Genomic DNA, 25,793 nt, shown 5'->3' on the forward strand with positions numbered 1-25,793 from the left:
GGTCCAGCAGCAATGCTCAAAATTGTGTAGATACCTATGCTCATCGGGGGCAAGCCCCCTCCCACCTTTGATTTGTGAATGCATTCAAAATGTGGGAGGGGGCTTGCCCCCGATGAGGCCCTATCAGTCACTAAATAAGCATCAGTGTGGCTTGGCTGCGGCCTGCCACAACACCTCAGCCACCCCCTGCCTTTTGGCAATCACCCGCGCCGCCACAAACAGCAAATCCGACAATCGATTGATATACGCCAACCCAACCCCCTCCAGCGGCTCCACCGCATTCAACTGCTGACACCGCCGCTCCGCACTGCGCGCCAGGCTGCGGCACACGTGGGCTTGGGCAATCAGCGCCGAGCCACCGGGCAGGATGAAGTTCTCCAGCGGCCCGACTTCTTCATTCCATCGATCAATTGCCGCTTCCAGGCGGTCCACTTCCGCGGCGTTCAGTGCTTTGTACACCGGCATCGCCAGCTCACCGCCCAGATCAAACAGGCGATGCTGGCAGGGTGCGAGCACCTCGATGACATCGTTCAGTTCAGGGTATTTGCCGCTCTGTTCCTCCAGATTGGCCAGTAACAGCCCCAACTGGCTGTTCAGCGTATCGACTTCGCCAATCGCCTCCACCCGTGGATGGTCCTTGGGCACGCGGCGGCCGTCGCCAAGGCCGGTTTCACCCTTGTCGCCAGTGCGGGTGTAGATCTTCGACAGGCGAAAGCCCATGGTCAGTGCTCCAGTTGGGTGAGTTCGTAGGGTGGCAGTTGGCTGCCAGCCAAGGGCAGGCGCAGTGTGAAGCACGTACCTTGACCGAGGGTGGAATGCACTTCCATCTGGCCCTTGTGGTTGTTGGTGATGATGAAGTACGACACCGACAGCCCAAGGCCTGTGCCCTGGCCGATTTCCTTGGTGGTGAAGAATGGCTCGAAGGTACGTTTGCGCACGCTTTCGCTCATGCCGATGCCGTTGTCTTCCACCTGAATTTCCGCCCACGGCGGGTTGAGGCGCGTACGCAAGATGATGCGCCCCGGCTCGCTGTCGTCTTCACGCAGGTGAATGGCCTGGGCGGCGTTTTTCAGCAGGTTGAGCAGCACCTGTTCCAGTTCGTTGGCGGTACCTGGTACTGGACCGAGCTGGGGATCGAACTGGCGGACAATGGCCTGGCCCTTGAAGTCGAAACCGATGGCCAGGTCAAAGTCATTACTGGCGATTTCCACTGCCTGATCAATCAAGGCCGGCAAGTCGCAAGGCGCCATCTGCCGATTGCTGCGCCGGCTGAAGCTGAGCATATGGGTAACGATCTTCGCCGCCCGCGCTCCGGCCTGTTGGATACCGTCGAGCAATTGAGGCACTTCGCGGCTTTGCAGGTAATGGTTGACGGTTTCCAGTTCGATGCCCACCTGTTCGGCGTGTTCAAGGTTCTTCGGCAAATCAGGAGACAGGCGGCGGCGGATGTTTTGCACGTTGTGCAGGATCGCCCCCAGTGGGTTGTTGATCTCGTGGGCCATGCCAGCGGCAAGCCCGCCAACCGACAGCATCTTCTCCGACTGCACCATCATTTCTTCGAGGGACAGGCGCTCGGTGATGTCATCGATACGGATCACCACGCCGCGCCCGGCTCCGCCCATCAGCGGGTAGAACGTGAGGGCGTAATGCTTGGGTTCGTCGTCCTTGAACCAGGTCACGCGCTCGATACGCTCCACGGTGTGTTGCTCGACGGTGGCGCGGATCTGCGGCAGGTACGGCTTGAGCGGCTGGAACGCCAGGTAGATGGGCTGGTTCAACGCTTCGTCCAGGCGCGTGCCGGAAAGGGCGCTGGCTTCCTGGTTCCATTGGGTGACGTAAAGCTGCTCATCCAGGGCGATCAGCGCCGAGGGCATCGAGTCGATGATGCTGTTCAAGTAGTTCTGAAAACCGGTAAGTTTTTTCTCGATCTTGCTGCGCACCTGGACTTCCAGCTCCAGCTTGCGGTTGGTATGCCGCGTTTCCTCGGCCAGCCCCTGGGCCTGATCGTAGGCCGCCTGGGAATCGTCCCGCGCGCGCTTGAGTTGCTGCTCGCGGGCTTCAATGCGCGACAGCATGGTGTTGAAGGCTTCGGCGAGGCTGCCGATTTCATCGTGGTTGCCACGACCGGCACGCAGCGCGTAGTTCTCTTCGCGGGTGACCTGGCGTGACAGTTCTTCCAATTCGTGGATCGGCCGGGTGATCAGGCGTTTGATCTGCCGGGCGATGACCAGCCACAGCAGCACGCTGAAAATCAGGATGCCCAGGCTGGCGGTCAAGGTGCCGGTATAGAACGCCACTGGCAGTTCGCTGCTGGCCACCAGCAGCAGATGCCCGGATGGTTGGCCGGCGCGGGGCAGGGTGATGACCTGGTTGCTGCGAAACTCGGTGACGCGCCAGGCCTCGATATGCCGGTAGTTGTCCGGCAGGTGCAGGCGGTCGCCATGTTGCATCTGTGCCAGGCGATTGCCCTCACCGTCGTACAGGGCGGCGGCGCGCAAGGGCGAATAGCTGGTCAATTCGTTGAGCAATGCGTCGGCCTTGGCCGGCGATTCGAGGGCCTCGGCGGCGAGGGCCGGGTTGGACACCAGGCGACCGATGGCCTGCAAGGCCTGGGGAGCCATGCTTTCCTGGGAGATCCAGTAGGCGGCGCTGATAAAGGTGAGGTTGGCCACCAGTAGCACGGTGGTCAACAGCACCAGCAGGGCGGCCAGCAGTTTCTGCCCTACCGGTAGATTTTCTAGACGCTGGCGCAGCGGCATCAGGGTTTTCCCAGGTGATAGACAGGCGGGCAGGGTAGCGCGAGGCTCAGTCGCGGGGCAATCCACGTGCAAGCAAGTGGTCGACCAGGCGCACTTGCAACTGTTGCAAATGCGGCAGGTTCAGTTGATGACGCGCCGCCGCTTGGCAAGCATAGCCCAATAGATAGCTGATTTCGGTGCGCCGGGCGTTGGCCACATCCTGGTACATGGAGGAGTAATTGGCGGCGGTGGCGTGGATCACGCGTTCCACCTCATGCTGCAAGTCCACGGCGGCGGCGGGTTGACCACAGCACTCCAGTAGCTCGCTGAGTTCGGCGCATAGGGTTGCGACTTCGCATTGATGAGCCTGCAAATCACCATTACGGCATTGGTACAGCACTGTCAGTGGGTTGATCGCGCAATTGAGCGCCAGTTTGCGCCACAGTCGCGTGAGGATATCGGTGCTCCATTCGTGGGGGATGCCGGCAGCGTCCAGATCTTCCAACCATAGCGGCGGCGTCGGGTGGCTCGCGTCTCCCAGCCAGGTGTAGCCATGGCCGGCAAACACCACGCGCCAGTCCCCGTCGCGAAACGCGCCCTCGGTGCTGGAGGCAAAAATACAGCGGGCCTGGGGCAGGTGCGCGGCGACGGCGTCCTGGCTGCCGAGGCCGTTTTGCAGCAGGATCAGTTCGGCGTCCGGGGCCAGTCGGTGTTGCAGCTGTGCGACGGCGCCTTGGGCATCGTAGGCTTTGCATGCCACCATCAGGCGATGAATTGGCTGGGGGCTGTCAGGCGTTTCGCCGATTACCGGGTAGGTGTGCGCTATCCCATGCTCCACCAACGTCAAGCCTTGCACAGCCTGGTAACTGGCCAGGCGCGTCTTGTCGCGCAGGATCAGCCGCACAGGCACGCCAGCACGGGCCAGGCGTGCGGCCCAGAGAGTGCCCAGGCTGCCAGCGCCGAGAATATGCCAGGTGGTCGACATCAGTTTGTGCTCCGTAAGGCTGCCCGCAGTGAACGCGGCGAAAGAACCGCTATAATGCCCCGGCATTTTAGCTCGGGCGCGCTCCATCTCTACTGAGCCCGCCCCTTATATTGGAGAAATGACATGCCTTCGTTCGACGTGGTATCCGAACTGGACAAACACGAAGTCACCAACGCCGTCGAGAACGCCGTCAAGGAACTGGACCGTCGCTATGACTTGAAAGGCAAGGGCAGCTTCGAATTCAAGGAAAAGGAGCTGACCGTCAACCTGACCGCTGAAGCCGATTTCCAGCTGGAAGCGATGATCGAGATCCTCAAGCTGTCGCTGGTCAAGCGCAAGATCGATGCGCAGTGCCTTGAAATCAAGGATGCCTACGCTTCCGGCAAACTGATGAAGCAAGAAGCCGTGCTCAAGGAAGGCATCGACAAGGAGCTGGCGAAAAAAATCGTCGCTCACATCAAGGATGCCAAGCTGAAAGTCCAGGCCGCCATCCAGGGTGAGCAGGTGCGTGTCACCGGCAAGAAACGTGACGATCTGCAAGAGGCCATTGCTGCCCTGCGCGCCAAGACCTTCGACATGCCGCTGCAATTCAATAACTTCCGCGACTGATGGCCATTTGGGGAACCTGAGGGCGTTTTTGGCGTCCCACGCCCCAGAACCAGCGCCTACTATTGGGCCCTTCGGGGCTCAATTGCATTTTTGGCCATTTGAAAATACCGAACATCCGCTCGACAGGAGAATGTAGATGGATTTGAACGCTGAAGTGGATCACTTGATCACGACCTCCCAGTCGTGGATCCCGATGATCATGGAATATGGCAGCCGCTTTTTGTTGGCCATCATCACTCTGGCCATCGGTTGGTGGCTGATCAACGTGTTGACCCATCGCGTGGGGCGTTTGCTGGCGCTGCGTAACGCAGACCTGGCGTTGCAACACTTCGTCACCAGTCTTGCGAACATTGCGCTGAAAGTCATGCTGGTGGTCAACGTGGCTTCGATGATCGGCGTGGCAACCACCTCGTTCGTTGCCGCGATTGGTGCCGCGACACTGGCTATTGGCCTGGCGTTGCAAGGCAGCCTGGCAAACTTTGCCGGTGGCGTGCTGATTCTGTTGTTCCGCCCGTTCCGCATCGGTGACTGGATCGAAGCCCAGGGGACTTCCGGCACCGTGGACAGCATCCAGATCTTCCACACGGTGCTGCGCACCGGTGACAACAAGACAGTGATCATTCCTAACGGCAGCCTGTCCAACGGTCTTATCACCAACACCAACCGTCAGCCGACTCGCAAGGTGGTGTTTGACGTGGGCGTGGACTACGAGGCCGACCTGCAAAAAGCCCGTGCGGTATTGCTGGAACTGGCGAAAGACCCCCGCGTGTTGGCCGACCCGGCTCCGGCGGCAGTGGTTTCGACCTTGGGTGACAGCTCTATCACGGTTTCCCTGCGTTGCTGGACCAAGACGCCGGATTACTGGGACGTTGTGTTTATGTTGAACGAACTTGCACGTGACCGTTTGAAAGAGGCGGGAATTGATATTCCGTTTCCGCAACGGGTTATTCGTGTGATGCAGGAAACGGCGCCGAAGTAATAGAAGGCGACTCTGTTGAACTTGGCTGTCAGGTCAGGTTCAAGCCTACGGGAATAATCTCGTTAGTTAGCTTGCTAGTTATTTTTCAGCTGAAACAATACTGCAATAAAAAAGCCACCGCCTTGCATGCAAGGCGGTGGCTTTTTGTTTAAGGCCGAAGCCTTAAGTCATCGTTGTAATTGAACCGGCAATTACAAGATGTTCAGCGGGTATTGTGCGATCAGACGCAACTCGTCCAGCGACGGAGAGTTGTAATACACCGCATCGCTGGAGCGGTAAGTGGCTTGACGCAGGCGCAGGCTGAGATCCTTGGCTGGACCCGACTGAATGACATATTTAGCTTCGATGTCGCGTTCCCACTCTTTGCCGTTGCTGGTGGTGCCGGTGTTGGCACCGCTACCGCTGATGTAACGCGTCATGAAGCTCAGGCCAGGAATGCCGAAGGTGGCCATGTTCAGGTCGTAGCGAGCCTGCCAGGATTTTTCGTCTTCAGCGTTGAAGTCGGAACGCGCCACGGAGTTGGCCAGGAATACGGTGCCGCCGCCGTCGACGCCGTAGCCATAGTCGCCGTCGCCGGTAACTTTCTGGGCTGCCAGGGTGAAGGTATGAGCACCAATGGTGTACGCACCCTGCAGGCTGAACGCACGGTTGTCGAGCTTGGTGGTGCCGTCTTTTTCTGCGCGTTGCAGGCCTGCACCATCGCTTTTGGTGTCGTAGATGTTGAAGTCGAACGCCAGGGACTGGTCATCGCTCAACGCGTGGGTCCAGTTCAGGTTGGCGTAGTATTTGCGCCAGTAGTCTTCGGTTTTCGCGTAGTAAAGACTGCCGGTGAATTCAGGCGTGAACGAGTAGACACCACCGACGAAGTCGGTTTTCTTCAGGCCAAGGCTGTCGTGGTAGGTCTGGGCTTGCGAGATGCTGGAAGTAAAGTGACCGCCTTCGAGCTTGAGGCCTTTGATCTCATTGCTGGTGATCGAAATACCTTGTGGCAGCTCGGGCAGCAGACGGCTGTCATCGGAGGCAAACACAGGCGCGGTGGTGTATTGGTCACCGACCTTCAACACCGTATCGGAGATACGGAATTTGATGGCAGCGCCGCCTTTGGAGTAGTCATCCTGGGAACGACCATCAGCGCCTTTCGGGAACAGGCCTGTGCCGACGCGACCTTTGCCGCTGTCCAACTTGACGCCCAGCAAACCGATGACATCGACACCGACACCGATGGTGCCTTGTGTGAAGCCCGATTGATACAGAGCGTTGAAGCCCAGGCCGGACTCTTCGGAGCGGCTTTGACGCTTGCCGTTGATGATGGTGTAACCATCGCCTGGTTCATTGCGATAGTCACGGCTGAAGTACAGCGCACGAGTGTTGATGCTGAAGGTGCTGTCTTCAACAAAGCCCTTGGAATCGTCCTGGGCGGACGCCATTGCGAACTGCGAGGTGCCTGCTGAAACAGCCAGGGCGATCATGCTCCACTTCATCACGCGCATCGTGATTTGCTCCTTTGGTTTTAGGAAGAGTACTGCCGTCCCACCTGTATTTTTGTCTGGGCGGCTCTTTCTTTTTGTGTCGGCGCAAAGGTATCTCACGCTGACGATCATTGGCGATACTTGCCCATCTTTCCTTTCAGCTTCTTTACGAGGCTGTCGTAAATTGCTAGGTCCATGTCGCAAATTCACAGTCCTTACTGTAACGGGACTGACAACTTCAATACTGTTTCAAACTTTTTTAAAGTTTGAATCCTTCCCTGCATTGCATTGAAACGCTGCTGTTTTAATCGCGTAACACCGGCTTCCAAATGGGTGTTGTTGCCGACGATAGTGGGGTCAATGCAACAAGCGTGCACAAAGCACAAATTGAATGTCATTTTTTCGTGAAAAACGTTACGGCTGTGTCAAAACCTCATAAGCACGGGCTTTTTACGCCGTTTGGTATTCACCGGGTTCCCCGTCCAGAGTCTTGCCTGGCCGTACGTAGCCACTGCTCCAAGAGAAAACGTTACCGCTCCACCCTTGCGAGTGGGTAATTGGCGGATCCCTTTGAAGCACAAGTGGGTCATTTTGGTGCGTCTCGCTGAGGCCCGAATTAGCGTAGTTGAATTAATCGTCTGCATTGAAAAGGTGCATGTCTTTTCGTCGGCCTGCATCCAGCCTGCCGCATTCGCCGTGAAGCCGTGCCCATTCGAAGGTATGCTGGGCGCCTGAAACTGACTTGCCGAATGGAGTGCCCGCGGTGTTCGCCCTAGACCAACGCCTGCAACAAGACACGCTGACCCTCGGGGACTTCCCCCTGTGCCGCCTGCTGCTGTCCAATGATTCCAACTACCCCTGGTTCATCCTGGTGCCGCGTATCAACGCTATCAGCGAAGTGTTTCAACTGGGTGTCGCCGATCAGCAGACGCTTTGGCAGGAAACGACAGCCCTGGCCCAGTGTCTGAACGAAGGTTTCAATGCCGACAAGATGAACATTGGTGCATTGGGCAATGTGGTCAGCCAACTCCATGTGCATGTGATCGTGCGCAAGCGTGACGACGCCGCCTGGCCGGCGCCGGTCTGGGGCAAGCACCCGGCCAAGCCTTACGGCGAAGCACAAGTAGCAGCCATCCGTGCACGTCTACGCGAGTTGTTACCTGCCGACTTCGTTTTTACCCAGGGCTGAATCATGGATTTGCAAGATCGCGTAAATGACCTGGAAAGCCGCCTGGCCTTTCAGGACGACACCATCGAGACCCTCAATGACATCCTGGTTGCCCAGCAGCGGGCCGTCGAGCGTCTGCAATTGCAGATGACCGCGTTGCTCAAACGCCAGGAGGAGATGGGCGGCCAGTTCGAAACCTCCGAAGAGGAAGCGCCGCCGCCGCACTATTGATCAATAGGCGAGCAATAAAAAACCGCGATCCAGCCAACGCTGGGTCGCGGTTTTTTTTGCAGCAGACGCTGGGATCAGCGACGCGGCAGTGCAGCGATCACGTCTTCGGCCTGCAGGCCTTTGTCGCGATTCATCACGGAGAACTCCACGCGCTGGCCTTCCACCAGGACGCGATGGCCTTCGCCGCGAATGGCCCGGAAGTGGACGAAGATATCGTCGCCCGAATCACGGGAAATAAAGCCGAAGCCTTTGGATGTGTTGAACCACTTGACGGTACCGGTATCCCGATTGGTCATGTCGTAGTTTTGCGACGCGGCCGCAGGGGACGAACGGTAGAAGCTGATGGCCAGGTGAAGAACAATGGCGACTACAGCAATCACCAGGCTGAGCAGAATGGCCGGGTGGCCACCGACTTCAGGCATAGGTGCCAGGAGGGTGAGGGTTTGTACGACAACAGTCAGCACCAACAACGCACTGACCAGGTTTTGCAGTTGATGACGTGTGCCTTTGTTCCAGTAAGGAATGACCGGTGCCAGCGTCAGGTTAAGAAGGCCGAACATGGCCAGGTACAGAGCGTCGTTTTGTTCCAGGTAGGGAGGGCTTCCCTGTTGCAAGCTCGGTATAAAGGACAGCAGCAAAGCTGCAACGCCCGTTAGCAGGTGGACGATTTTCAACATTTTGATTAACTCACGTTAAGACGGATCACAAGGAGGAGCTGACTGGCACGGTTCGCTTCTGAACAATGGGAGGCGGTGGACACGTGCGCGGGCATCAGCCTATGCCGCTGTCGCAGGAAGTAACGGCAGTGACACGCCGCCTATTTAACAGCAAAGGCCGTGCCTACTCAAATCAAGCATTTACAGGGGTTGCAAGGCGTAGGGGATTTCTGCGGCAAACGCTTGTCCTAGACAGGTGCAGGTGTTTTACCCGGTTTGCCGGGAAGATTTCCTACACTGTTCAACGGCTTGCCAAATCTTGTAGTGAGCGGGCTTGCCCCGCGCTGGGGGGGCGCAGCCGCCCCAGATCCATACGGCTCGGTATAACTGATACACCGCGGTGCCTGGGTTTAGGGCGGCTTCGCCCCCCAGCGCGGGGCAAGCCCGCTCACTACACGCTACCCGGCTGCACGTTGCTGGCACTCTTGCTAGAGTGGGTCTGCACCTGATCAATGAATGCTCGTCAATTGAAGGGGAAAAACATGGCAATCGATATTGGTATCAGTGAAGAAGATCGTAAATCCATCGTCGATGGGCTTTCGCGGCTGCTGTCCGATACCTACGTACTCTATTTGAAGACCCACAACTTCCACTGGAACGTCACGGGCCCCATGTTTCGTACGCTGCACTTGATGTTCGAAGAGCAGTACAACGAACTGGCGCTGGCAGTGGATTCCATTGCAGAACGTATCCGGGCCTTGGGTTTTCCGGCGCCAGGCGCCTATTCGATCTATGCACGTCTCTCTTCCATCAAGGAAGAGGAGGGCGTCCCCAGCGCCGAGGAAATGATCAAGCAATTGGTCGCCGGCCAAGAGGCCGTCACCCGCACTGCCCGCGGCATTTTCCCGCTGCTCGATAAGGTCAGTGATGAGCCGACCGCCGACCTGCTGACCCAGCGTATGCAGGTGCACGAGAAAACCGCATGGATGCTGCGTTCCTTGCTGGAAAACAAGTAACTGTCAGCCCGCAGCGGCGCCGTCCTGGCGCCGCTTGCTTGTTTCCGCGCATTTCCTGGCGTTGTCCTACATCTATCAACTCCCCGTCTTCTGGCTCCCTCAGTCTGCCTGCGGTCTTATAAGGCCATCGTCCAATGGGAGGCCCCATGGACTGCTGTTTGGCAATGGAGTGTCAGGTGTATGTCACGCGCAGTGGGTAGTGGAATGATGGAAACTGGTGGTTTTTATAAATGGAAGATCGATCCTTTTGTAAAAGGCTTCGATATGGGACTGGCCAGGCCTTTGTCCCGATCAGTCAGGTTGAATGGATTTTCCACCTGCCTGCGGTTGGAGCAGATCTATTGGAATATCCTCACGGAAATCGCCAGGCTCAATGCCTGTTCCGTCAGTGCGCTGCTGTCGTATGTCGACCGAGAAGTGCATTTACGCTATGGCGGGGTGAAGAACTTCAGTGGGCTGGTCAGGGTCGTGTGTGTCGTCCACTTGCTCAAGGGGCGTGTTGAATCCTGAATCATCGGGATTGTTCCAGGGCTGGTCTACCCTGCGGGTGGGCGAGTTCTGGGGCAGAAAGCCGGCTGCGCTGCCTCGATTTACCAGATATAATCCCGCGCTTTGCTGCGCGTGCCGGCGTTTACCCGGGACAGGCGTGGCGCAGTAACGTTCTGATCGCCGAGACATAGCCATGCCCATGTACGACTATCAATGTGCTTCCTGTGGTCATCAGTTGGAAGCCATTCAGAAGATCAGCGCCGCGCCGCTGGTCGATTGCCCGGCCTGCCAGGCACCGGAGCTCAAGAAGATGTTGTCCATGCCAGGCTTCCGCCTGAGCGGCAGCGGCTGGTACGAGACCGACTTCAAGACCGGCTCGAAGAAGAATCTTGCGGGCGGCGACAAAGCAGACTGAGTTGAACTCTACGCGCAGGCTCCTGCATTATCCGTCCCCTGCTTTAATGTACGGTGACGAGGCAAGCCTCCACCGAATTTCGAATTACGAGAAGTGAAACCACTACCATGATGCGCAGCCACTATTGCGGCCAACTGAACGAGACCCTGGAAGGTCAGGAAATCACCCTTTGCGGATGGGTTCACCGTCGCCGCGACCACGGCGGGGTGATCTTCCTCGATATCCGTGATCGTGATGGTCTGGCCCAGGTGGTGTTCGACCCGGACCGCGCCGAAAGCTTCGCTGCTGCCGACCGCGTGCGCAGCGAATACGTCGTGAAAATCACCGGCAAGGTGCGCCTGCGTCCGGCCGGTGCCGTGAACAAGAACATGGCCTCCGGTGACATCGAAGTACTGGGCTACGAGCTGGAAGTGCTGAACGAAGCGGAAACCCCGCCGTTCCCACTCAACGAATACTCCGACGTGGGCGAAGAGACCCGCCTGCGCTACCGCTTCCTGGACCTGCGTCGTCCGGAGATGGCCGAGAAACTGCGCCTGCGTTCGCGCATGACCACCAGCATCCGCCGCTTCCTCGACGAAAACGGCTTCCTGGACGTCGAAACCCCGATCCTGACCCGCGCCACCCCTGAAGGTGCGCGCGACTACCTGGTGCCGAGCCGTACCCACGCGGGTTCGTTCTTCGCCCTGCCGCAATCGCCTCAGCTGTTCAAGCAACTGCTGATGGTGGCCGGCTTCGACCGTTACTACCAGATCGCCAAGTGCTTCCGCGACGAAGACTTGCGCGCAGACCGTCAGCCGGAATTCACCCAGATCGACATCGAGACCAGCTTCCTCGATGAGAAAGAGATCATGGGCCTGACCGAGCAAATGATCCGCAACCTGTTCAAGGAAGTGCTTGACCTGGAGTTCGGCGAATTCCCGCACATGACCTTCGAAGAAGCCATGCGCCGCTACGGTTCCGACAAGCCAGACCTGCGTAACCCGCTGGAGCTGGTAGACGTGGCCGATCAACTCAAGGAAGTTGACTTCAAGGTGTTCAGCGGCCCGGCCAACGACCCTAAATGCCGCATTGCCGCCCTGCGCGTGCCAGGCGGTGCGAGCATGCCGCGCAAGCAGATCGACGACTACACCAAGTTCGTCGGCATCTACGGTGCCAAGGGCCTGGCGTACATCAAGGTCAACGAACGCGCCAACGGCGTGGACGGCCTGCAATCGCCAATCGTTAAAAACATCCCGCTGGAAAACCTCAACGCGATCCTGGACCGCGTGGGTGCAGTCGATGGCGATATCGTGTTCTTCGGTGCCGACAAGGCCAAGATCGTCAGCGAAGCCTTGGGCGCGCTGCGTATCAAGCTGGGCCATGACCTGAACCTGCTGACCTGTGAATGGGCGCCAATGTGGGTCGTCGACTTCCCGATGTTCGAAGAGAACGACGACGGCAGCTTCAGTGCCTTGCACCACCCGTTCACCGCGCCGAAGTGCTCGCCAGCCGAGCTGGAAGCCAACCCGGCTGGCGCGCTGTCCCGTGCCTACGACATGGTGCTTAACGGCACTGAGCTGGGTGGCGGCTCGATCCGTATCCACCGCAAAGAGATGCAACAGGCGGTGTTCCGTCTGTTGGGCATCAACGAAGCGGAACAGGAAGAGAAATTCGGCTTCCTGCTCGACGCTCTGAAATACGGCGCGCCGCCACACGGCGGTTTGGCGTTCGGTCTGGACCGTCTGGTGATGCTGATGACTGGCGCCCAGTCGATCCGTGAAGTGATCGCCTTCCCGAAAACCCAGAGTGCTGCGGACGTGATGACCCAGGCTCCAGGTGTGGTGGATGCCAAGGCACTGCGCGAACTGCACATTCGTCTGCGCGAGACGCCGAAGGCTGAGTAAGGCTGCTGCGTGAAAGCGCATTGAGGTTTACGCAGTCTAAAAAGGCGCATCTTCGGATGCGCCTTTGCGTTAGAAGGGCTGTGTTTTAAAGGTTTCTAGAGAATTTCGGAGTTGTGTTATGGCTGGCCATTCCAAGTGGGCGAACATCAAGCACCGCAAAGAGCGTCAGGATGCCAAGAAAGGCAAGATCTTCACCAAGTGGATCCGCGAGCTGACCGTCGCTGCCCGCCAGGGTGGTGGTGACCCAGGTTCCAACCCGCGTCTGCGCCTGGCGCTGGACAAGGCCCTCGGCGCCAACATGAGCCGCGACATCATCGACCGCGCCGTGGCCCGTGGTGCCGGCGCTGCCGATACCGACGATATGGTCGAGCTGACCTACGAAGGCTACGGCCCGGGCGGCGTAGCGGTGATGGTTGAATGCATGACCGACAACCGCAACCGCACAGCGGCGGCGGTGCGCCATGCGTTCAGCAAATGTGGCGGCAACCTCGGTACTGACGGTTCGGTGGCTTATCTGTTTGAGCGCAAAGGGCAGATTTCCTTTGCGCCGGGCACGGATGAGGACGCGCTGATGGAAGCGGCGATGGAGGCGGATGCCGACGATGTGGTGACCCACGAAGACGGTTCCATCGACGTATTCACCTCGTTTGCGAGCTTCTACGCCGTTCGCAACGCGCTGGAAGCCGCCGGTTTCAAAGGCACTGATGCGGAAATCGTGATGCTGCCGACCACCAGTGCCGAGCTGGATCTGGACGGTGCGCAGAAAGTGTTGAAACTGCTGGATATGCTTGAAGATCTGGACGATGTGCAGAACGTGTATTCGAACGCCGATATCCCCGAAGAAGTAGCCGCACAGCTGGTCTGAGGGTAGATGTAGATCAAAATGTGGGAGGGGGCTTGCCCCCGATAGCGGTGTGTCAGTAACAGATTGTTAATCTGACCCACTGCCATCGGGGGCAAGCCCCCTCCCACATTGGATTTTCTGTGTATCAAAAATTGTGCTTACCCAACCCGCAGGCTTTATGACTTTAATCCTAGGTATCGACCCCGGTTCGCGCATCACCGGTTTTGGCGTGGTGCAACAGACCCCGCGGGGCTGCGTCTACGTCGCCTCGGGCTGCATCCGCACCGGCGCGGGCGAGTTGGCCGAACGCCTGCAGATCGTCTATCGCGGCGTGCGTGAAGTGATCCAGACCTACGGGCCGGTGACCATGGGCATCGAAAAGGTGTTTATGGCGAAAAACGCTGATTCGGCGCTGAAGCTCGGCCAGGCGCGTGGCGCTGCGATCGTTGCCGGCGCTGAGGAAGGCCTGGAAATCGCCGAATACACCGCGACCCAGGTCAAGCAGGCCGTGGTCGGCACCGGCGCTGCCAACAAAGAGCAAGTGCAGATGATGGTCATGCATATGCTCAAGCTCACCGCAAAACCGCAAATTGATGCCTCCGACGCCCTGGCCATTGCCATTTGCCATGCGCATACCCGATCCAGCCTGTTGCCCCACGGTTTGGGCACGGCACGCAGTCGTGGCGGGCGCCTGCGTCTCTGATAGCATCAGCGCAATCGTTATTCCCGGTCAGGCCTTGAACTGACCCTCAAGCTTTAAGGATTTGAACCGTGATTGGACGCTTGCGCGGCACCCTGGCTGAGAAACAGCCGCCGCACCTGATTCTGGATGTCAATGGGTTGGGGTATGAGCTGGAAGTGCCCATGACCACGCTCTATCGCTTGCCGTCGGTCGGTGAGCCACTGACCTTGCACACCCATTTGGTCGTTCGCGAAGATGCGCAGTTACTCTATGGGTTCATTGGCAAGCGCGACCGCGACTTTTTCCGCGAGCTGATTCGCCTGAACGGTGTAGGTCCGAAACTGGCGCTGGCGTTGATGTCGAGCCTGGAAGTGGACGAACTGGTGCGTGCGGTGTCCGCCCAGGACACCTCGGCGCTGACCAAGGTGCCGGGCGTCGGCAAGAAGACCGCCGAGCGCCTGCTGGTGGAACTCAAGGACCGCTTCAAGGCCTGGGAAGTGGTACCGAGCATGTTCGCCCTGGTGCCGAACCAGCCGGACATGCCGGCGGCCCAGGTCGCCAGTGCCGAAAGCGATGCCGTCAGTGCGTTGATCTCCCTGGGCTACAAGCCGCAGGAAGCCAGCAAGGCGGTGTCGGCCATCAAGGACAAGAACCTGAGCAGTGAAGACATGATCCGCCGCGCCCTGAAGGGAATGATTTAAGTGATTGAAGCTGATCGTCTGATCGCGGCCACCGGCCCGCGCGACCGTGAAGAAGTCCAGGACCGTGCCATCCGGCCGCTGAGCCTGGCCGAATACATCGGCCAGCCCACTGTGCGTGAGCAGATGGAGTTGTTTATCCAGGCCGCACGCGGGCGCAGTGAGTCGCTGGACCATACGTTGATCTTCGGCCCGCCGGGGCTGGGTAAAACCACCCTGGCCAACATCATTGCCCAGGAAATGGGCGTGTCGATCAAGTCCACCTCCGGCCCCGTGCTGGAACGCCCGGGCGACTTGGCGGCGTTGCTGACCAATCTTGAACCCCATGACGTGCTGTTTATCGATGAGATCCATCGGTTGTCACCCATCGTCGAGGAAGTGTTGTACCCGGCCATGGAAGACTTCCAGCTCGACATCATGATCGGCGAAGGCCCGGCGGCCCGCTCGATCAAGCTCGACCTGCCGCCTTTCACCCTGGTTGGCGCCACCACGCGCGCGGGCATGTTGACCAACCCGCTGCGAGACCGTTTCGGCATTGTTCAACGTCTGGAGTTCTATAGCACGGCTGACCTGGCGACCATCGTCAGCCGTTCTGCGAGCATCCTCGGCTTGCCGCTGGACCCGGAGGGCGCGTTTGAAGTCGCCCGTCGAGCCCGTGGCACACCGCGAATCGCCAACCGCCTGCTGCGCCGTGTGCGCGACTTCGCCGAAGTGCGGGCCAAGGGGCATATCACCAAGGCCGTGGCCGACCTGGCGTTGAACCTGCTGGATGTGGATGAACATGGCTTCGATCACCAGGATCGGCGTCTACTCTTGACCATGATCGAGAAGTTCGACGGTGGCCCGGTAGGGGTCGACAGCCTGGCCGCGGCCATCAGTGAGGAGCGTCATACCATCGAGGATGTGCTGGAGCCGTACCTGATCCAGCAGGGCTACATCATGCGCACGCCAAGGGGGCGGGTGGTGACGCGTCATGCCTATCTGCACTTCGGGTTAAACATTCCGTCACGATTGGGCGAGATGCCCGTGGTAGACGAATTCCTCGATGCAGTGGACGATTAAAAGCAACACGCGAGTCGATTTATTCGAGGTTTGTGCTGTCCTAGTGGCTGGTGTCGTCATCCAGTCACTGGAATTGTTTCAATGGATGAAAAAACAGTTGCCCAGCCAATTGGCAACCTGAGGAGTAAGCACTAGAGTATGCGCGCGCAAAACGGGGATCAGTCGTTCGCACATCGTTGTCGCGTTTATTACGAGGACACCGATGCGGGCGGCATCGTGTATTACGTCAATTACCTCAAGTTCATGGAGCGGGCTCGAACCGAGCGGCTACGGGAGCTGGGCTTTGCCCAGTCCGAGTTGGCAGGGGAGGACCTGTTATTCGTCGTGCATTCCAGCGAGGCGCGCTACCACGCACCGGCGCGGCTGGACGACGAGTTGTTGGTAAGCGCTGAAGTAATCGAATTGAACCGTGCCAGCCTGCGCTTTAAACAGCAGGTCAGGCGGGCAACGGATGCAACGCTGCTCTGTGAGGGGCAGTTCCTGGTGGCCTGTGTGCGCACCCATAGTTTGAAACCCCGGGCCATTCCCGAAGCTCTACGTACGGCCTTTGCCGACGTAAGCGGCGCGGGTAAACAATCAAAGCAGGAGATTTAGCGTGGAACCTACCGTCGTCGACCATTCCTCCATGTGGAGCCTGGTCAGCAATGCCAGTGTCGTGGTTCAACTGGTCATGCTGACCCTGGTAGCCGCATCGGTTACCTCTTGGGTCATGATTTTTCAGCGCAGCAACCTGCTGCGTGCCGGTCGACGTGCCTTGGAGAGCTTCGAGGAGCGCTTCTGGTCGGGTATCGACCTGTCCAAGCTGTACCGCCAGGCAGGCAGCAACCCGGACCCGGATTCGGGCGTCGAGCAGATCTTCCGTGCCGGCTTCAAGGAATTCTCCCGTCTGCGCCAGCAGCCAGGCGTCGATCCGGAAGCGGTGATGGAAGGCGTGGCCCGTGCCATGCGCGTTGCCATCTCCCGCGAAGAAGAGAAGCTGGAACAGAGCCTGCCGTTCCTCGCCACCGTCGGCTCCGTAAGCCCGTACATCGGTCTGTTCGGTACCGTGTGGGGCATCATGAACTCCTTCCGCGGCCTGGCCCAGGCCCAGCAAGCGACCCTGGCCACCGTGGCCCCGGGTATTGCCGAAGCCCTGATCGCCACCGCGATTGGTCTGTTCGCGGCTATCCCGGCAGTAATCGCCTACAACCGTTTTGCCGCTCGCGGTGAAAACCTGATTGGCCGTTACTACACCTTCGCCGATGAATTCCAGGCGATCCTGCACCGTAAAGTGCACACCAGCGAAGAATAAGCAGGTATTCCCCGATGGCTTTAATCACTCGAGCTCGAACCAAGCGCAAGCCGGTCGCCGAGATGAACGTAGTGCCTTACATCGACGTGATGCTGGTGCTGCTGGTTATCTTCATGGTGACCGCGCCGATGCTTAACCAGGGTGTAAAGGTTGATCTGCCCAAGGTTTCCAGCGAAGCCTTGCCCCAGGACAACAACACCCAGGTGCTGACCATTTCGATCAAGTCCGACAAGACCTATTACTGGAACCTTGGCAGCGAAGTCGACACTCAGAAGCAGCAGGACAAGGCGCTGACCCTGCCGGCGATGACCGATGCGGTGACCAAGATCATTCGTTCGGGCAACGAAGGCGGCAAGCACACCCAGGTCTTCATCCGCGGTGACAAAGCGGTCGACTACGGCTCCGTCATGGGTGCCATGGGCGGGCTGCAGAAGGCCGGCGTCGGTAATGTTGGCTTGATTACCGAGGCGCCCTGATGCAGCAACAGCGAGAGCCGTCCGCCTCGGAAAGCTACTTCTGGCCTAGCGTCTGGGCAATTGCCCTGCACGTGTTGGTGTTTGGCATGCTGTTCGTCAGCTTTGCCATGACGCCGGAGTTGCCGCCAGCCAAGCCGATCGTGCAGGCGACCCTGTATCAGCTGAAATCGAAAAGCCAGGCCACCACCCAGACCAATCAGAAGATTGCGGGTGAGGCCCAGAAGTCGGCGGCGCGCCAGACTGAAGTCGAGCAGATGGAACAGAAGAAGGTCGAGCAGGAAGCGGTGAAGGCTGCAGCGGAACAAAAGAAAGAAGAGGCCGCTCAAAAGGCCGAGGAATCGAAAAAGGCTGACGAAGCCAAGAAGGCTGACGAGGCGAAAAAGGCTGATGAAGCCAAGAAAGCCGAGAAAGCTGCCGAAGCGAAAAAAGCCGAAGAGAAACAATTGGCTGATATAGCCAAGAAGAAATCTGAAGAAGAAGCAAAAAAAGCTGCCGAAGAAGAGGCCAAGAAAAAGGCCGCTGAAGACGCCAAGAAAAAGATTGTCGAAGACGCGAAGAAGAAAGCCGCCGAAGACGCCAAGAAAAAAGCTGAAGCAGACGAGGCGAAGAAGAAAATCGCCGACGACGCGAAGAAGAAAGCTGCCGCTGACGCCACCAAGAAAAAGGCCCAGGAAGCAGCGCGTAAATCCGCCGAAGAGAAAAAGGCCCAGGCCTTGGCAGATTTGCTCTCCGACACGCCGCAGCGTCAGCAAGCCTTGGCCGATGAACGGGGTGATGAAGTCGCGGGCAGTTTCGACGACCTTATCCGGGCACGGGCAGCAGAGGGTTGGACGCGTCCACCTTCGGCGCGCAAAGGCATGACAGTCGTGCTGCAGATCGGCATGTTGCCGGACGGTACGGTGACTTCGGTCAGCGTGGCCAAGGGCAGTGGCGATACATCGTTCGACAGTTCGGCGGTTGCAGCGGTCAAGAACATTGGTCGATTGACCGAGATGCAGGGAATGAAACCAAGCGACTTCGCTCCCTATCGTTCATTCAAGATGACATTCACACCTGAGGATCTAGCCTTGTGAGAAACCTTCTTCGAGGAATGCTTGTCGTTATTTGCTGTATGGCAGGGATAGCGGCGGCAGATGAAAAGAACATCCTGGTCACCAGCGGTAGCGATCGGGCCACTCCGATTGCGGTCGTACCGTTCGGCTGGCAGGGCGGCAGCGTGCTGCCGGACGACATGGCCCAGATCGTCAGTGACGACCTGCGCAACTCCGGCTACTACGCACCGATTCCGAAAGGCAACATGATCAGCCAGCCGAACCAGGCCAGCGAAGTCGTGTTCCGTGATTGGAAAGCCGTGGGCGCGCAGTACCTGATGGTCGGCAATATCGTGCCGGCCGGCGGTCGCCTGCAGATCCAGTACACGTTGTTCAACGTGGCGACGGAACAGCAGGTCCTGACCGGCAGCGTATCGGGCACCGCCGAGCAGATTCGCGACATGGCCCACTACATCTCGGACCAGTCGTTTGAAAAGCTCACCGGTATTAAAGGTGCGTTCTCGACGCGTCTGCTGTATGTAACGGCTGAACGTTTCTCTGTAGACAACACTCGTTACACTTTGCAGCGTTCGGACTACGACGGTGCGCGTGCGGTAACCCTGCTGCAATCCCGTGAGCCGATCCTGTCGCCACGCTTTGCGCCGGATGGCAAACGTATTGCCTATGTGTCTTTCGAACAGAAGCGCCCGCGTATCTTCGTCCAGCACATCGATACTGGCCGTCGCGAGCAGATCACCAACTTTGAAGGCCTGAACGGTGCACCGGCCTGGTCGCCGGATGGTTCGCGCCTGGCGTTCGTGTTGTCCAAAGATGGCAACCCGGATATCTATGTGATGAACATGGCTTCGCGTCAGATCAGTCGTGTTACCAGCGGCCCTGGCATCAACACTGAACCGTTCTGGGGCAAGGATGGCTCGACCATCTTCTTTACCTCCGACCGCGGCGGCAAGCCACAAATCTATAAAGCAAGTGTTGGTGGTGGGGGCGCGGAACGCGTGACCTTTATTGGCAACTACAATGCTAATCCTAAACTTTCGGCTGATGAAAAGACGTTGGTGATGATTCACCGTCAGGATGGTTTCACTAATTTCCGAGTTGCGGCTCAGGATTTGCAGCGTGGAACGGTAAAAATCCTTACAGACACCAACCTTGATGAGTCAGCCACTGTTGCGCCCAACGGCACCATGGTAATCTACGCCACCCGCCAGCAGGGCCGGGGAGTCTTGATGCTCGTATCCATTAATGGACGCGTAAGGCTCCCACTTCCTACCGCTCAAGGCGAAGTCAGAGAACCATCCTGGTCCCCTTACCTGAACTGACGCGGCGCTACAAAAAGAAGTACTTAACACACTGGGGTTCATTAGGAGTTTCACGATGGAAATGCTGAAGTTTGGTAAGTTTGCTGCTCTGGCTCTGGCTCTGTCCGTAGCCGTTGGTTGCTCGTCTAAAGGCGGCGACAATGCCGGTGAAGGCGCAGCTGTTGATCCAAACGCTGGTTACGGCGCTAACACTGGTGCGGTTGACGGCTCCCTGAGCGAAGAAGCTGCTCTGCGCGCTATCACCACTTTCTACTTCGAATACGACAGTTCGGACCTGAAGCCAGAAGCCATGCGCGCTCTGGACGTTCACGCGAAGGACCTGAAAGCTAACGGCGCTCGCGTTGTTCTGGAAGGTAACACTGACGAACGTGGTACTCGTGAGTACAACATGGCACTGGGCGAGCGTCGTGCGAAAGCCGTTCAGCGCTACCTGGTACTGCAAGGTGTTGCTCCAGGCCAACTGGAACTGGTTTCCTACGGTAAAGAGCGTCCAGTTGCTACTGGCCACGACGAGCAGTCCTGGGCTCAAAACCGTCGCGTCGAACTGCGTAAGTAATTCGTCATGCGAACGTGCCGTCGTGCTCTAACTGTATTGGCTCTCAGCCTCGCACCGCTTGCGGTGTGGGCTGCGGTTCCTGTGGAAGATAGCAACTCTGGCTATAACAATAGCGGGAGCAGTTATCCGCCAGTGGGTTATGGCACGAACGGCGCCTATGCTGGGGGAGCGGCTACGTCCGCCCCCTCGGCACAGGGCGAGCTGTTCAATCAGCTGCAACGTATGCAGGATCAATTGTCCCAGCAACAGGGCACCATTGAAGTTCTGCAGAACCAAGTGAACCAGCTGAAGCAAGAAGGCCTGGAGCGTTACCAGGATCTTGATCGACGCATTGGAGCCGGTGTTCAACCTGCCGCAACTCCTGATAATTCTTCTACCGGTGGTGCGCCAAGTGCCGCCGCCGGTGGTGCAGCAGCGGGGGCGGCTGCCAGCCAAGCCCCTGCCGCGAGCAGCGAACCGGGTGATCCGGCGAAAGAAAAGCTGTATTACGATGCAGCCTTCGACCTGATCAAAGCCAAGGATTTCGATAAGGCCAGCAAGGCCTTTACCGCATTCCTGGGTCGCTACCCAAACAGCCAGTATGCGGGCAATGCTCAATACTGGTTGGGTGAGGTGAACCTGGCCAAGGGTGATTTGCAAGCAGCAGGCCAGGCGTTTGCCAAGGTCAGCCAGCTGTACCCCAAGCACGCCAAGGTGCCGGACTCGCTGTACAAACTCGCTGACGTAGAGCGCCGCCTGGGTCATACCGACAAGGTCAAAGGCATTCTGCAGCAGGTGGTGGCCCAGTATCCGGGTACTTCCGCTGCCCAGTTGGCCCAGCGGGACCTGCAGCGTTTGTAAGCAACGCAGCCCGTTTAGAAGAAACCCGCGCCTGGCGCGGGTTTTTTCGTTAGAATCCACGCCCTTTTATGAAACACGCTTCTTGGGGCCTACGCGTTGGCGGGGTTCCTTGAAGTGCCTGACGGAGGCGGACAGCCTGTTTAGCTGTTACGCCCGTGGCGACTATGCAAGACACATTACGTATTACCGAAGTTTTTTACTCGTTGCAGGGTGAAACGCGCACCGCTGGCCTGCCCACAGTATTCGTGCGCCTGACCGGTTGCCCGTTGCGTTGCCAATACTGCGACAGCGCCTACGCCTTCAGTGGCGGCACTGTGCGCACCCTTGACGACATCCTGGAGCAGGTTGCCGGTTACCGGCCGCGCTACGTCTGCGTGACGGGCGGTGAGCCCCTGGCCCAGCCCAATGCCATTCCTTTGCTCAAGCAGCTGTGTGACGCCGGCTACGAGGTGTCCCTGGAGACCAGTGGCGCCCTGGATATTTCCGCGGTAGACCCGCGCGTAAGCCGCGTGGTTGACCTCAAGACCCCGGACTCCAAGGAATCACACCGCAACCGCTACGAGAACATGGACTTGCTGACGGCCAACGATCAGGTCAAGTTCGTGATTTGTTCCCGCGACGATTACGACTGGGCGAACTCCAAGCTCATCCAGTACGGCCTGGACCGTCGCGCTGGCGAAGTGCTGTTCTCACCCAGCCACCACGACCTGAACGCGCGCGACCTGGCTGATTGGGTGGTTGCGGACAATCTACCGGTGCGCCTGCAATTGCAGCTGCATAAATACCTTTGGAATGACGAGCCGGGACGCTGATATGACTGAGCCAACCAACGATCAAAAACGCGCTGTAATCCTGCTGTCCGGTGGCCTCGACTCCGCCACCGTGGTGGCCATGGCCCAGGCCGAAGGCTACAGCTGCTACACCATGAGCTTCGACTACGGCCAGCGCCACCGTGCCGAGTTGAACGCCGCCGCTCGCGTCGCCCGCGACATGGGGGTGGTCGAACACAAGGTGATTGGCCTGAACCTCAACGGCATCGGCGGCTCAGCGCTCACCGACAGCAGCATCGACGTACCGGAAGCTCCGGGCGAAGGTATTCCAGTCACCTACGTGCCGGCCCGTAACACCGTTTTCCTGTCCCTGGCCCTTGGTTGGGCAGAAGTGCTTAACGCCCGCGATATCTTTATCGGCGTCAACGCCGTGGACTATTCCGGCTACCCGGACTGCCGCCCAGAGTTCGTCGAGTCCTTCGAACGCATGGCCAACCTGGCGACAAAGGCCGGTGTAGAAGGGCAGGGCTTCCGCATCCTGGCGCCGCTGCAAAACCTCAGCAAGGCCGATATCGTGAAGGCTGGCGTAGGACTTGGCGTCGATTATTCGCTGACTGTTTCCTGCTACCAGGCAGACGATGACGGCCGCGCTTGTGGGAAGTGCGACAGCTGCCGACTGCGTGCAGAAGGCTTCCAAGCGGCCGGTTTTACGGACCCAACGCGTTATTTCTGATTTATTTCAAATAAGGTGTTGAATAATCCTTAGAAATCAGTATTATACGCGCCACCACACAGCGGGTCGTTAGCTCAGTTGGTAGAGCAGTTGGCTTTTAACCAATTGGTCGTAGGTTCGAATCCCACACGACCCACCATTTTTGGCGGTTTAGAAAATCCGGAAGGCCCACGCAAGTGAGGATTTCCGGGTTTTTTTTTGCCCGCGATTTCATCTCGGTTGTGGTTGATACCCATGGCTTCGGTCTATCCTTTCTCGCTGGCTGTAGCGGGCAGGGCATACCGGGGAGGTGTGAGTGGCCGTAATTGTGCGGGTGTCGGGCGAATGAAGCATGTCAGGTTGATACGCCACGGAGAAAGCGCCGCCAATGCCGGCGCGCCAAGCCAGGATCACGCGACTATCCCCCTTACGGCAAAGGGCGTCGAACAGGCCTGTCAGGTGGCCCGTTCCTTCGTTCGGGCGCCTGCTTTGATTGTTGCCTCGCCGTTCTCCCGGGCGCATTCAACCGCGATGGCAACGGTCGCGAACTTTGCGGTCAGTGCGTTCGAGACCTGGCCCATCCACGAATTCACTTACCTTGAACCTGCGCGGTGCGCCAACACAACGGTTGCCCAGCGTCGCGCCTGGGTCGAGGCCTATTGGTCTCGGGCAGACCCGGCATTCAGGGAGGGTGAAGGCGCGGAGTCATTCCTGGACTTTATCGACAGGGCGCAATCTTTCCTGGACCGATTGGCGCGGTATCCGGCCCGCGATATCGCAGCATTTTCCCATGGGCAGTTCATCAACGCCGTAGCCTGGTTGATCGAGCGCAAGCCGCAGCGCATTGATGGCCAGGCCATGGCCGACTGGCGTGGCTATGAAATAAGCAACCCTGTGCTTAACGGTGGCGGATACAGCCTATCCAGGTCGTCCGGCGAAGGTGCGTGGCAAATAATCTGATCAAGCTGCGAGGCGTATCGAATGGATAGAGCCCATCGTCCGCTCTCTGCGAGAGATGTGTGTGAGGTGCTGCGCGAGGTCACGTGGGGGCGGAGCGTCATGACCAGGGTGGGGCAGCCGTCGTGGGATGAGCTGCATGCCGGTCATTTAACCGTCGAAGTCGACGGTTGGCGTATCTCGATTTACAGCGACGGCGGTGCGTTGAGCTACTGCCAGGCGTGTATCAGTCCGGATGGGTTACGTTGGTCGTTTGACGCGGGTGACAGGTATGGGACTGATCCGGTGGCGTTGCTGTCCACTTGGGAGCATAAAACCCTGGAGGGGCTGTTGAAGGTCATTGGCATTGGTGAAGACTACCCTGGATGACAGGCCTCGTGCGTTGATGTGAGAATCATTACCAATTATGATTCGCTCTTCTTTAGGGGAGGCGAGTAGTGAGTGATGATCGTCTAGGGCTGCTTTATACAGAGCACAACCGGTGGCTCAAAGGTTGGCTTTATCAGCGCCTGGGTTGCAACAGCCAGGCGGCGGACCTGGCGCAGGATACGTTCCTGCGCATCCTCACTTCCCAGCGCAAAACCGGTGAAAAGCTGATCCTGGAGCGTCCCCGTGCGTATCTGGCGACGGTGGGGCAGCGCCTGGTCTGCGATTATTTTCGCCGCCAGTCCCTGGAACGAGCCTACCTTGAGATGCTCGCCACGCTGCCCGAAGGGTTTTCGCTGTCCCCGGAAGAGCAGTGGCACATGCGCGAAACGCTGTTGCAGCTTGATGCCATGCTTGATCGCTTGAAGCCTGTCGTGCGGACGGTGTTCTTGCTGGCGCAGCTCGATGGCTTGACCTACCTGCAAATCGCCCGCGAGCTGGGTATCGGCGAGCGTACGGTCAAGCGGCACATGGCGACTGCCTTTGAGGCCTGTATTTTGAACGACGTGACGTTCTGATGTCTGCGCCAATCAGTCGAGAGGTTGCCCGCCAGGCTGCCCATTGGTTTGTGCTGATGCACGAGCAACCTTTGAGTGCGGCGCAGCAGCAGGCGTGCGCGCGATGGCGTGCGACCGACCCTGAGCATGAGCGCGCCTGGCAACGTGTGCAGCATGTGCAGCAACAGCTGGGCGGCCTGCCTGCGTCTGTTGCCCTCGGCACCCTTAATCGTGAACGGCGCCAAGCGTTGAAGGCGCTGCTGGTATTGGCGGCGATTGCGCCTGCTGGCTACCTGGCTTACCGCGCCGGCACCCAGCAAGGCTGGATGGCGGATTACCGCACGGCGGTAGGTGAGCGGCACCAGCTGACGCTCGCGGATGGCAGTCGGGTCAACCTGAACACCGATAGCGCCATCGATGTGCGCTTTGACGCCGGGCAGCGCCTGATCCGTCTGGTTCGCGGGGAGATTGTTATCACCACCGGCGCGGATGCTGCGCAGCGCCCACTCAGGGTGGTCAGCGAGCAAGGGGTCATGGAGCCTTTGGGCACCCGCTTTGGTGTGCGCCAGCTCGACGGCATCACGCAGTTGGCGGTATTGCAAGGCCGTGTGCGCGCCACCCCTGCGCATGCAGCTTCACACGTAGTAACGGCTGGGGAGCAGTTGAGTTTCAGTGCTGCCAGCTTTGGACCTGTGCGGCCCGCCAGTGAGCTGGCTACGCGTTGGACCCAGGGCCAGTTGGTGGCTGAAGATTTGCCGCTGCGCGATTTCCTGCAAGAGTTGACTCGCTACCGTCCCGGACGACTGCACTGTGATGACAGTGTCTCGGATCTGCGTATCAGTGGCGGCTTCCAGCTCGACAACACCGACGCAATTCTCGCTGCGTTGCCGACGACGCTGCCGGTCAGCGTGAGTTATCGAACCCGCTATTGGGTGACGGTAAGCCGGGCATGAGATTTTTTGGCCCGTTTTCT

At 58.6% G+C, this 25,793-nt stretch carries 30 protein-coding genes and 1 tRNA gene; 26 read left to right on the forward strand and 5 right to left on the reverse strand.

Annotated features, from left to right (window positions below):
- Positions 1-141: 141 nt before the first annotated feature.
- Genes DYL61_RS02845 through DYL61_RS02855 form a run of 3 tightly spaced genes read right to left on the reverse strand, consistent with a single transcriptional unit; the run spans position 142 to position 3,723 of the window.
- The gene (locus DYL61_RS02845) at positions 142-720 is read right to left on the reverse strand and encodes a cob(I)yrinic acid a,c-diamide adenosyltransferase (RefSeq protein ID WP_135307120.1); all 579 of its coding nucleotides are present in this window, start codon (positions 718-720) and stop codon (positions 142-144) included.
- A gap of 2 nt (positions 721-722) precedes the next feature.
- Positions 723-2,759 (reverse strand): sensor histidine kinase, encoded by a 2,037-nt coding sequence (locus tag DYL61_RS02850; RefSeq protein ID WP_135307121.1) that lies wholly within the window; start codon positions 2,757-2,759, stop codon positions 723-725.
- Positions 2,760-2,805: 46 nt separating this feature from the next.
- Positions 2,806-3,723, reverse strand: a complete 918-nt coding sequence (locus DYL61_RS02855; RefSeq protein WP_135307122.1) for a putative 2-dehydropantoate 2-reductase — start codon at positions 3,721-3,723, stop codon at positions 2,806-2,808.
- A gap of 123 nt (positions 3,724-3,846) precedes the next feature.
- Here DYL61_RS02855 and DYL61_RS02860 point away from each other — a divergent pair, with 123 nt between their 5' ends.
- Together DYL61_RS02860 and DYL61_RS02865 are read left to right on the forward strand one after the other, a co-directional pair.
- On the forward strand, positions 3,847-4,332 hold the full coding sequence (locus DYL61_RS02860; RefSeq protein WP_003175814.1) for a YajQ family cyclic di-GMP-binding protein: 486 nt from the start codon (positions 3,847-3,849) through the stop codon (positions 4,330-4,332).
- Between the two features lie 136 nt (positions 4,333-4,468).
- Positions 4,469-5,311, forward strand: coding sequence for a mechanosensitive ion channel family protein (locus DYL61_RS02865; protein ID WP_135307123.1), 843 nt, complete (start codon positions 4,469-4,471; stop codon positions 5,309-5,311).
- Positions 5,312-5,502: 191 nt separating this feature from the next.
- Here DYL61_RS02865 and DYL61_RS02870 read toward each other — a convergent pair whose 3' ends face one another.
- Positions 5,503-6,801 (reverse strand): OprD family porin, encoded by a 1,299-nt coding sequence (locus DYL61_RS02870; protein WP_135307124.1) that lies wholly within the window; start codon positions 6,799-6,801, stop codon positions 5,503-5,505.
- Positions 6,802-7,543: 742 nt separating this feature from the next.
- On the opposite strand from DYL61_RS02870, the gene DYL61_RS02875 reads away from it, so the two are divergent.
- Positions 7,544-7,969: an HIT domain-containing protein gene (locus tag DYL61_RS02875; RefSeq protein ID WP_135307125.1), complete on the forward strand. Its 426-nt coding sequence runs from the start codon at positions 7,544-7,546 to the stop codon at positions 7,967-7,969.
- A 3-nt stretch (positions 7,970-7,972) separates the two neighbouring features.
- The gene (locus DYL61_RS02880; protein WP_135307126.1) at positions 7,973-8,179 is read left to right on the forward strand and encodes a SlyX family protein; all 207 of its coding nucleotides are present in this window, start codon (positions 7,973-7,975) and stop codon (positions 8,177-8,179) included.
- 74 nt (positions 8,180-8,253) lie between these two features.
- On the opposite strand, the gene DYL61_RS31700 is transcribed toward DYL61_RS02880, so the two are convergent.
- Positions 8,254-8,856, reverse strand: a complete 603-nt coding sequence (locus tag DYL61_RS31700; RefSeq protein ID WP_135307127.1) for a cold-shock protein — start codon at positions 8,854-8,856, stop codon at positions 8,254-8,256.
- 521 nt (positions 8,857-9,377) lie between these two features.
- Between DYL61_RS31700 and DYL61_RS02890 the strand changes: the two genes are divergently transcribed.
- The 22 genes from DYL61_RS02890 to DYL61_RS02995 all read left to right on the forward strand — a co-directional run bounded on the left by DYL61_RS02890 (position 9,378) and on the right by DYL61_RS02995 (position 25,773).
- Positions 9,378-9,851: a Dps family protein gene (locus DYL61_RS02890; protein ID WP_105695396.1), complete on the forward strand. Its 474-nt coding sequence runs from the start codon at positions 9,378-9,380 to the stop codon at positions 9,849-9,851.
- 180 nt (positions 9,852-10,031) lie between these two features.
- On the forward strand, positions 10,032-10,361 hold the full coding sequence (locus DYL61_RS02895) for a ribbon-helix-helix domain-containing protein (RefSeq protein ID WP_135307128.1): 330 nt from the start codon (positions 10,032-10,034) through the stop codon (positions 10,359-10,361).
- 172 nt (positions 10,362-10,533) lie between these two features.
- On the forward strand, positions 10,534-10,755 hold the full coding sequence (locus tag DYL61_RS02900) for an FmdB family zinc ribbon protein (RefSeq protein ID WP_010208103.1): 222 nt from the start codon (positions 10,534-10,536) through the stop codon (positions 10,753-10,755).
- Positions 10,756-10,862: 107 nt separating this feature from the next.
- Positions 10,863-12,638 (forward strand): aspartate--tRNA ligase, encoded by a 1,776-nt coding sequence (gene aspS / locus DYL61_RS02905; protein WP_135307129.1) that lies wholly within the window; start codon positions 10,863-10,865, stop codon positions 12,636-12,638.
- Positions 12,639-12,756: 118 nt separating this feature from the next.
- Positions 12,757-13,503, forward strand: a complete 747-nt coding sequence (locus DYL61_RS02910; protein WP_135307130.1) for a YebC/PmpR family DNA-binding transcriptional regulator — start codon at positions 12,757-12,759, stop codon at positions 13,501-13,503.
- A gap of 157 nt (positions 13,504-13,660) precedes the next feature.
- On the forward strand, positions 13,661-14,185 hold the full coding sequence (ruvC, locus tag DYL61_RS02915) for a crossover junction endodeoxyribonuclease RuvC (protein WP_135307131.1): 525 nt from the start codon (positions 13,661-13,663) through the stop codon (positions 14,183-14,185).
- 68 nt (positions 14,186-14,253) lie between these two features.
- The gene (gene ruvA, locus DYL61_RS02920) at positions 14,254-14,865 is read left to right on the forward strand and encodes a Holliday junction branch migration protein RuvA (protein ID WP_016973269.1); all 612 of its coding nucleotides are present in this window, start codon (positions 14,254-14,256) and stop codon (positions 14,863-14,865) included.
- Positions 14,866-15,924, forward strand: coding sequence for a Holliday junction branch migration DNA helicase RuvB (gene ruvB, locus DYL61_RS02925; protein WP_135307132.1), 1,059 nt, complete (start codon positions 14,866-14,868; stop codon positions 15,922-15,924).
- A gap of 138 nt (positions 15,925-16,062) precedes the next feature.
- Complete coding sequence (ybgC, locus tag DYL61_RS02930; RefSeq protein ID WP_135307133.1) at positions 16,063-16,518, forward strand: tol-pal system-associated acyl-CoA thioesterase; 456 nt, start codon at positions 16,063-16,065, stop codon at positions 16,516-16,518.
- Between the two features lies 1 nt (position 16,519).
- On the forward strand, positions 16,520-17,215 hold the full coding sequence (tolQ, locus tag DYL61_RS02935; protein ID WP_010208111.1) for a protein TolQ: 696 nt from the start codon (positions 16,520-16,522) through the stop codon (positions 17,213-17,215).
- A 23-nt stretch (positions 17,216-17,238) separates the two neighbouring features.
- Positions 17,239-17,691, forward strand: a complete 453-nt coding sequence (tolR, locus tag DYL61_RS02940) for a protein TolR (protein WP_161634127.1) — start codon at positions 17,239-17,241, stop codon at positions 17,689-17,691.
- Positions 17,691-18,764: a cell envelope integrity protein TolA gene (gene tolA, locus DYL61_RS02945; protein WP_105731787.1), complete on the forward strand. Its 1,074-nt coding sequence runs from the start codon at positions 17,691-17,693 to the stop codon at positions 18,762-18,764. Before tolR ends, tolA begins: the two co-directional genes overlap by 1 nt.
- Positions 18,765-18,781: 17 nt before the next feature.
- On the forward strand, positions 18,782-20,062 hold the full coding sequence (gene tolB / locus DYL61_RS02950; protein WP_181157239.1) for a Tol-Pal system beta propeller repeat protein TolB: 1,281 nt from the start codon (positions 18,782-18,784) through the stop codon (positions 20,060-20,062).
- A 55-nt stretch (positions 20,063-20,117) separates the two neighbouring features.
- Positions 20,118-20,618 carry a peptidoglycan-associated lipoprotein Pal gene (gene pal, locus DYL61_RS02955; RefSeq protein WP_003209827.1) on the forward strand — a complete coding sequence of 167 codons (501 nt, stop codon included), beginning with the start codon at positions 20,118-20,120 and terminating at the stop codon, positions 20,616-20,618.
- Positions 20,619-20,624: 6 nt separating this feature from the next.
- Complete coding sequence (ybgF, locus tag DYL61_RS02960) at positions 20,625-21,458, forward strand: tol-pal system protein YbgF (protein ID WP_135307134.1); 834 nt, start codon at positions 20,625-20,627, stop codon at positions 21,456-21,458.
- Positions 21,459-21,622: 164 nt separating this feature from the next.
- Positions 21,623-22,270, forward strand: a complete 648-nt coding sequence (gene queE, locus DYL61_RS02965) for a 7-carboxy-7-deazaguanine synthase QueE (protein WP_105695406.1) — start codon at positions 21,623-21,625, stop codon at positions 22,268-22,270.
- Between the two features lies 1 nt (position 22,271).
- Positions 22,272-22,961 carry a 7-cyano-7-deazaguanine synthase QueC gene (queC, locus tag DYL61_RS02970; protein ID WP_135307135.1) on the forward strand — a complete coding sequence of 230 codons (690 nt, stop codon included), beginning with the start codon at positions 22,272-22,274 and terminating at the stop codon, positions 22,959-22,961.
- A gap of 63 nt (positions 22,962-23,024) precedes the next feature.
- Positions 23,025-23,100: transfer RNA gene (locus tag DYL61_RS02975), tRNA-Lys, on the forward strand.
- 185 nt (positions 23,101-23,285) lie between these two features.
- Entirely contained in the window at positions 23,286-23,900 is a 615-nt protein-coding gene (locus DYL61_RS02980; RefSeq protein ID WP_135307136.1) for a histidine phosphatase family protein, read from the forward strand.
- 21 nt (positions 23,901-23,921) lie between these two features.
- Positions 23,922-24,266, forward strand: a complete 345-nt coding sequence (locus tag DYL61_RS02985; protein ID WP_135307137.1) for a DUF7693 family protein — start codon at positions 23,922-23,924, stop codon at positions 24,264-24,266.
- 68 nt (positions 24,267-24,334) lie between these two features.
- Positions 24,335-24,841 (forward strand): sigma-70 family RNA polymerase sigma factor, encoded by a 507-nt coding sequence (locus tag DYL61_RS02990; protein ID WP_135307138.1) that lies wholly within the window; start codon positions 24,335-24,337, stop codon positions 24,839-24,841.
- The gene (locus DYL61_RS02995) at positions 24,841-25,773 is read left to right on the forward strand and encodes a FecR domain-containing protein (RefSeq protein ID WP_135307139.1); all 933 of its coding nucleotides are present in this window, start codon (positions 24,841-24,843) and stop codon (positions 25,771-25,773) included. The genes DYL61_RS02990 and DYL61_RS02995 overlap by 1 nt, the downstream gene beginning before the upstream one ends.
- The last annotated feature ends 20 nt before the right edge of the window (positions 25,774-25,793 follow it).

Source organism: Pseudomonas nabeulensis (genome assembly GCF_004682045.1).
GTDB classification, from domain to species: domain Bacteria; phylum Pseudomonadota; class Gammaproteobacteria; order Pseudomonadales; family Pseudomonadaceae; genus Aquipseudomonas; species Aquipseudomonas nabeulensis.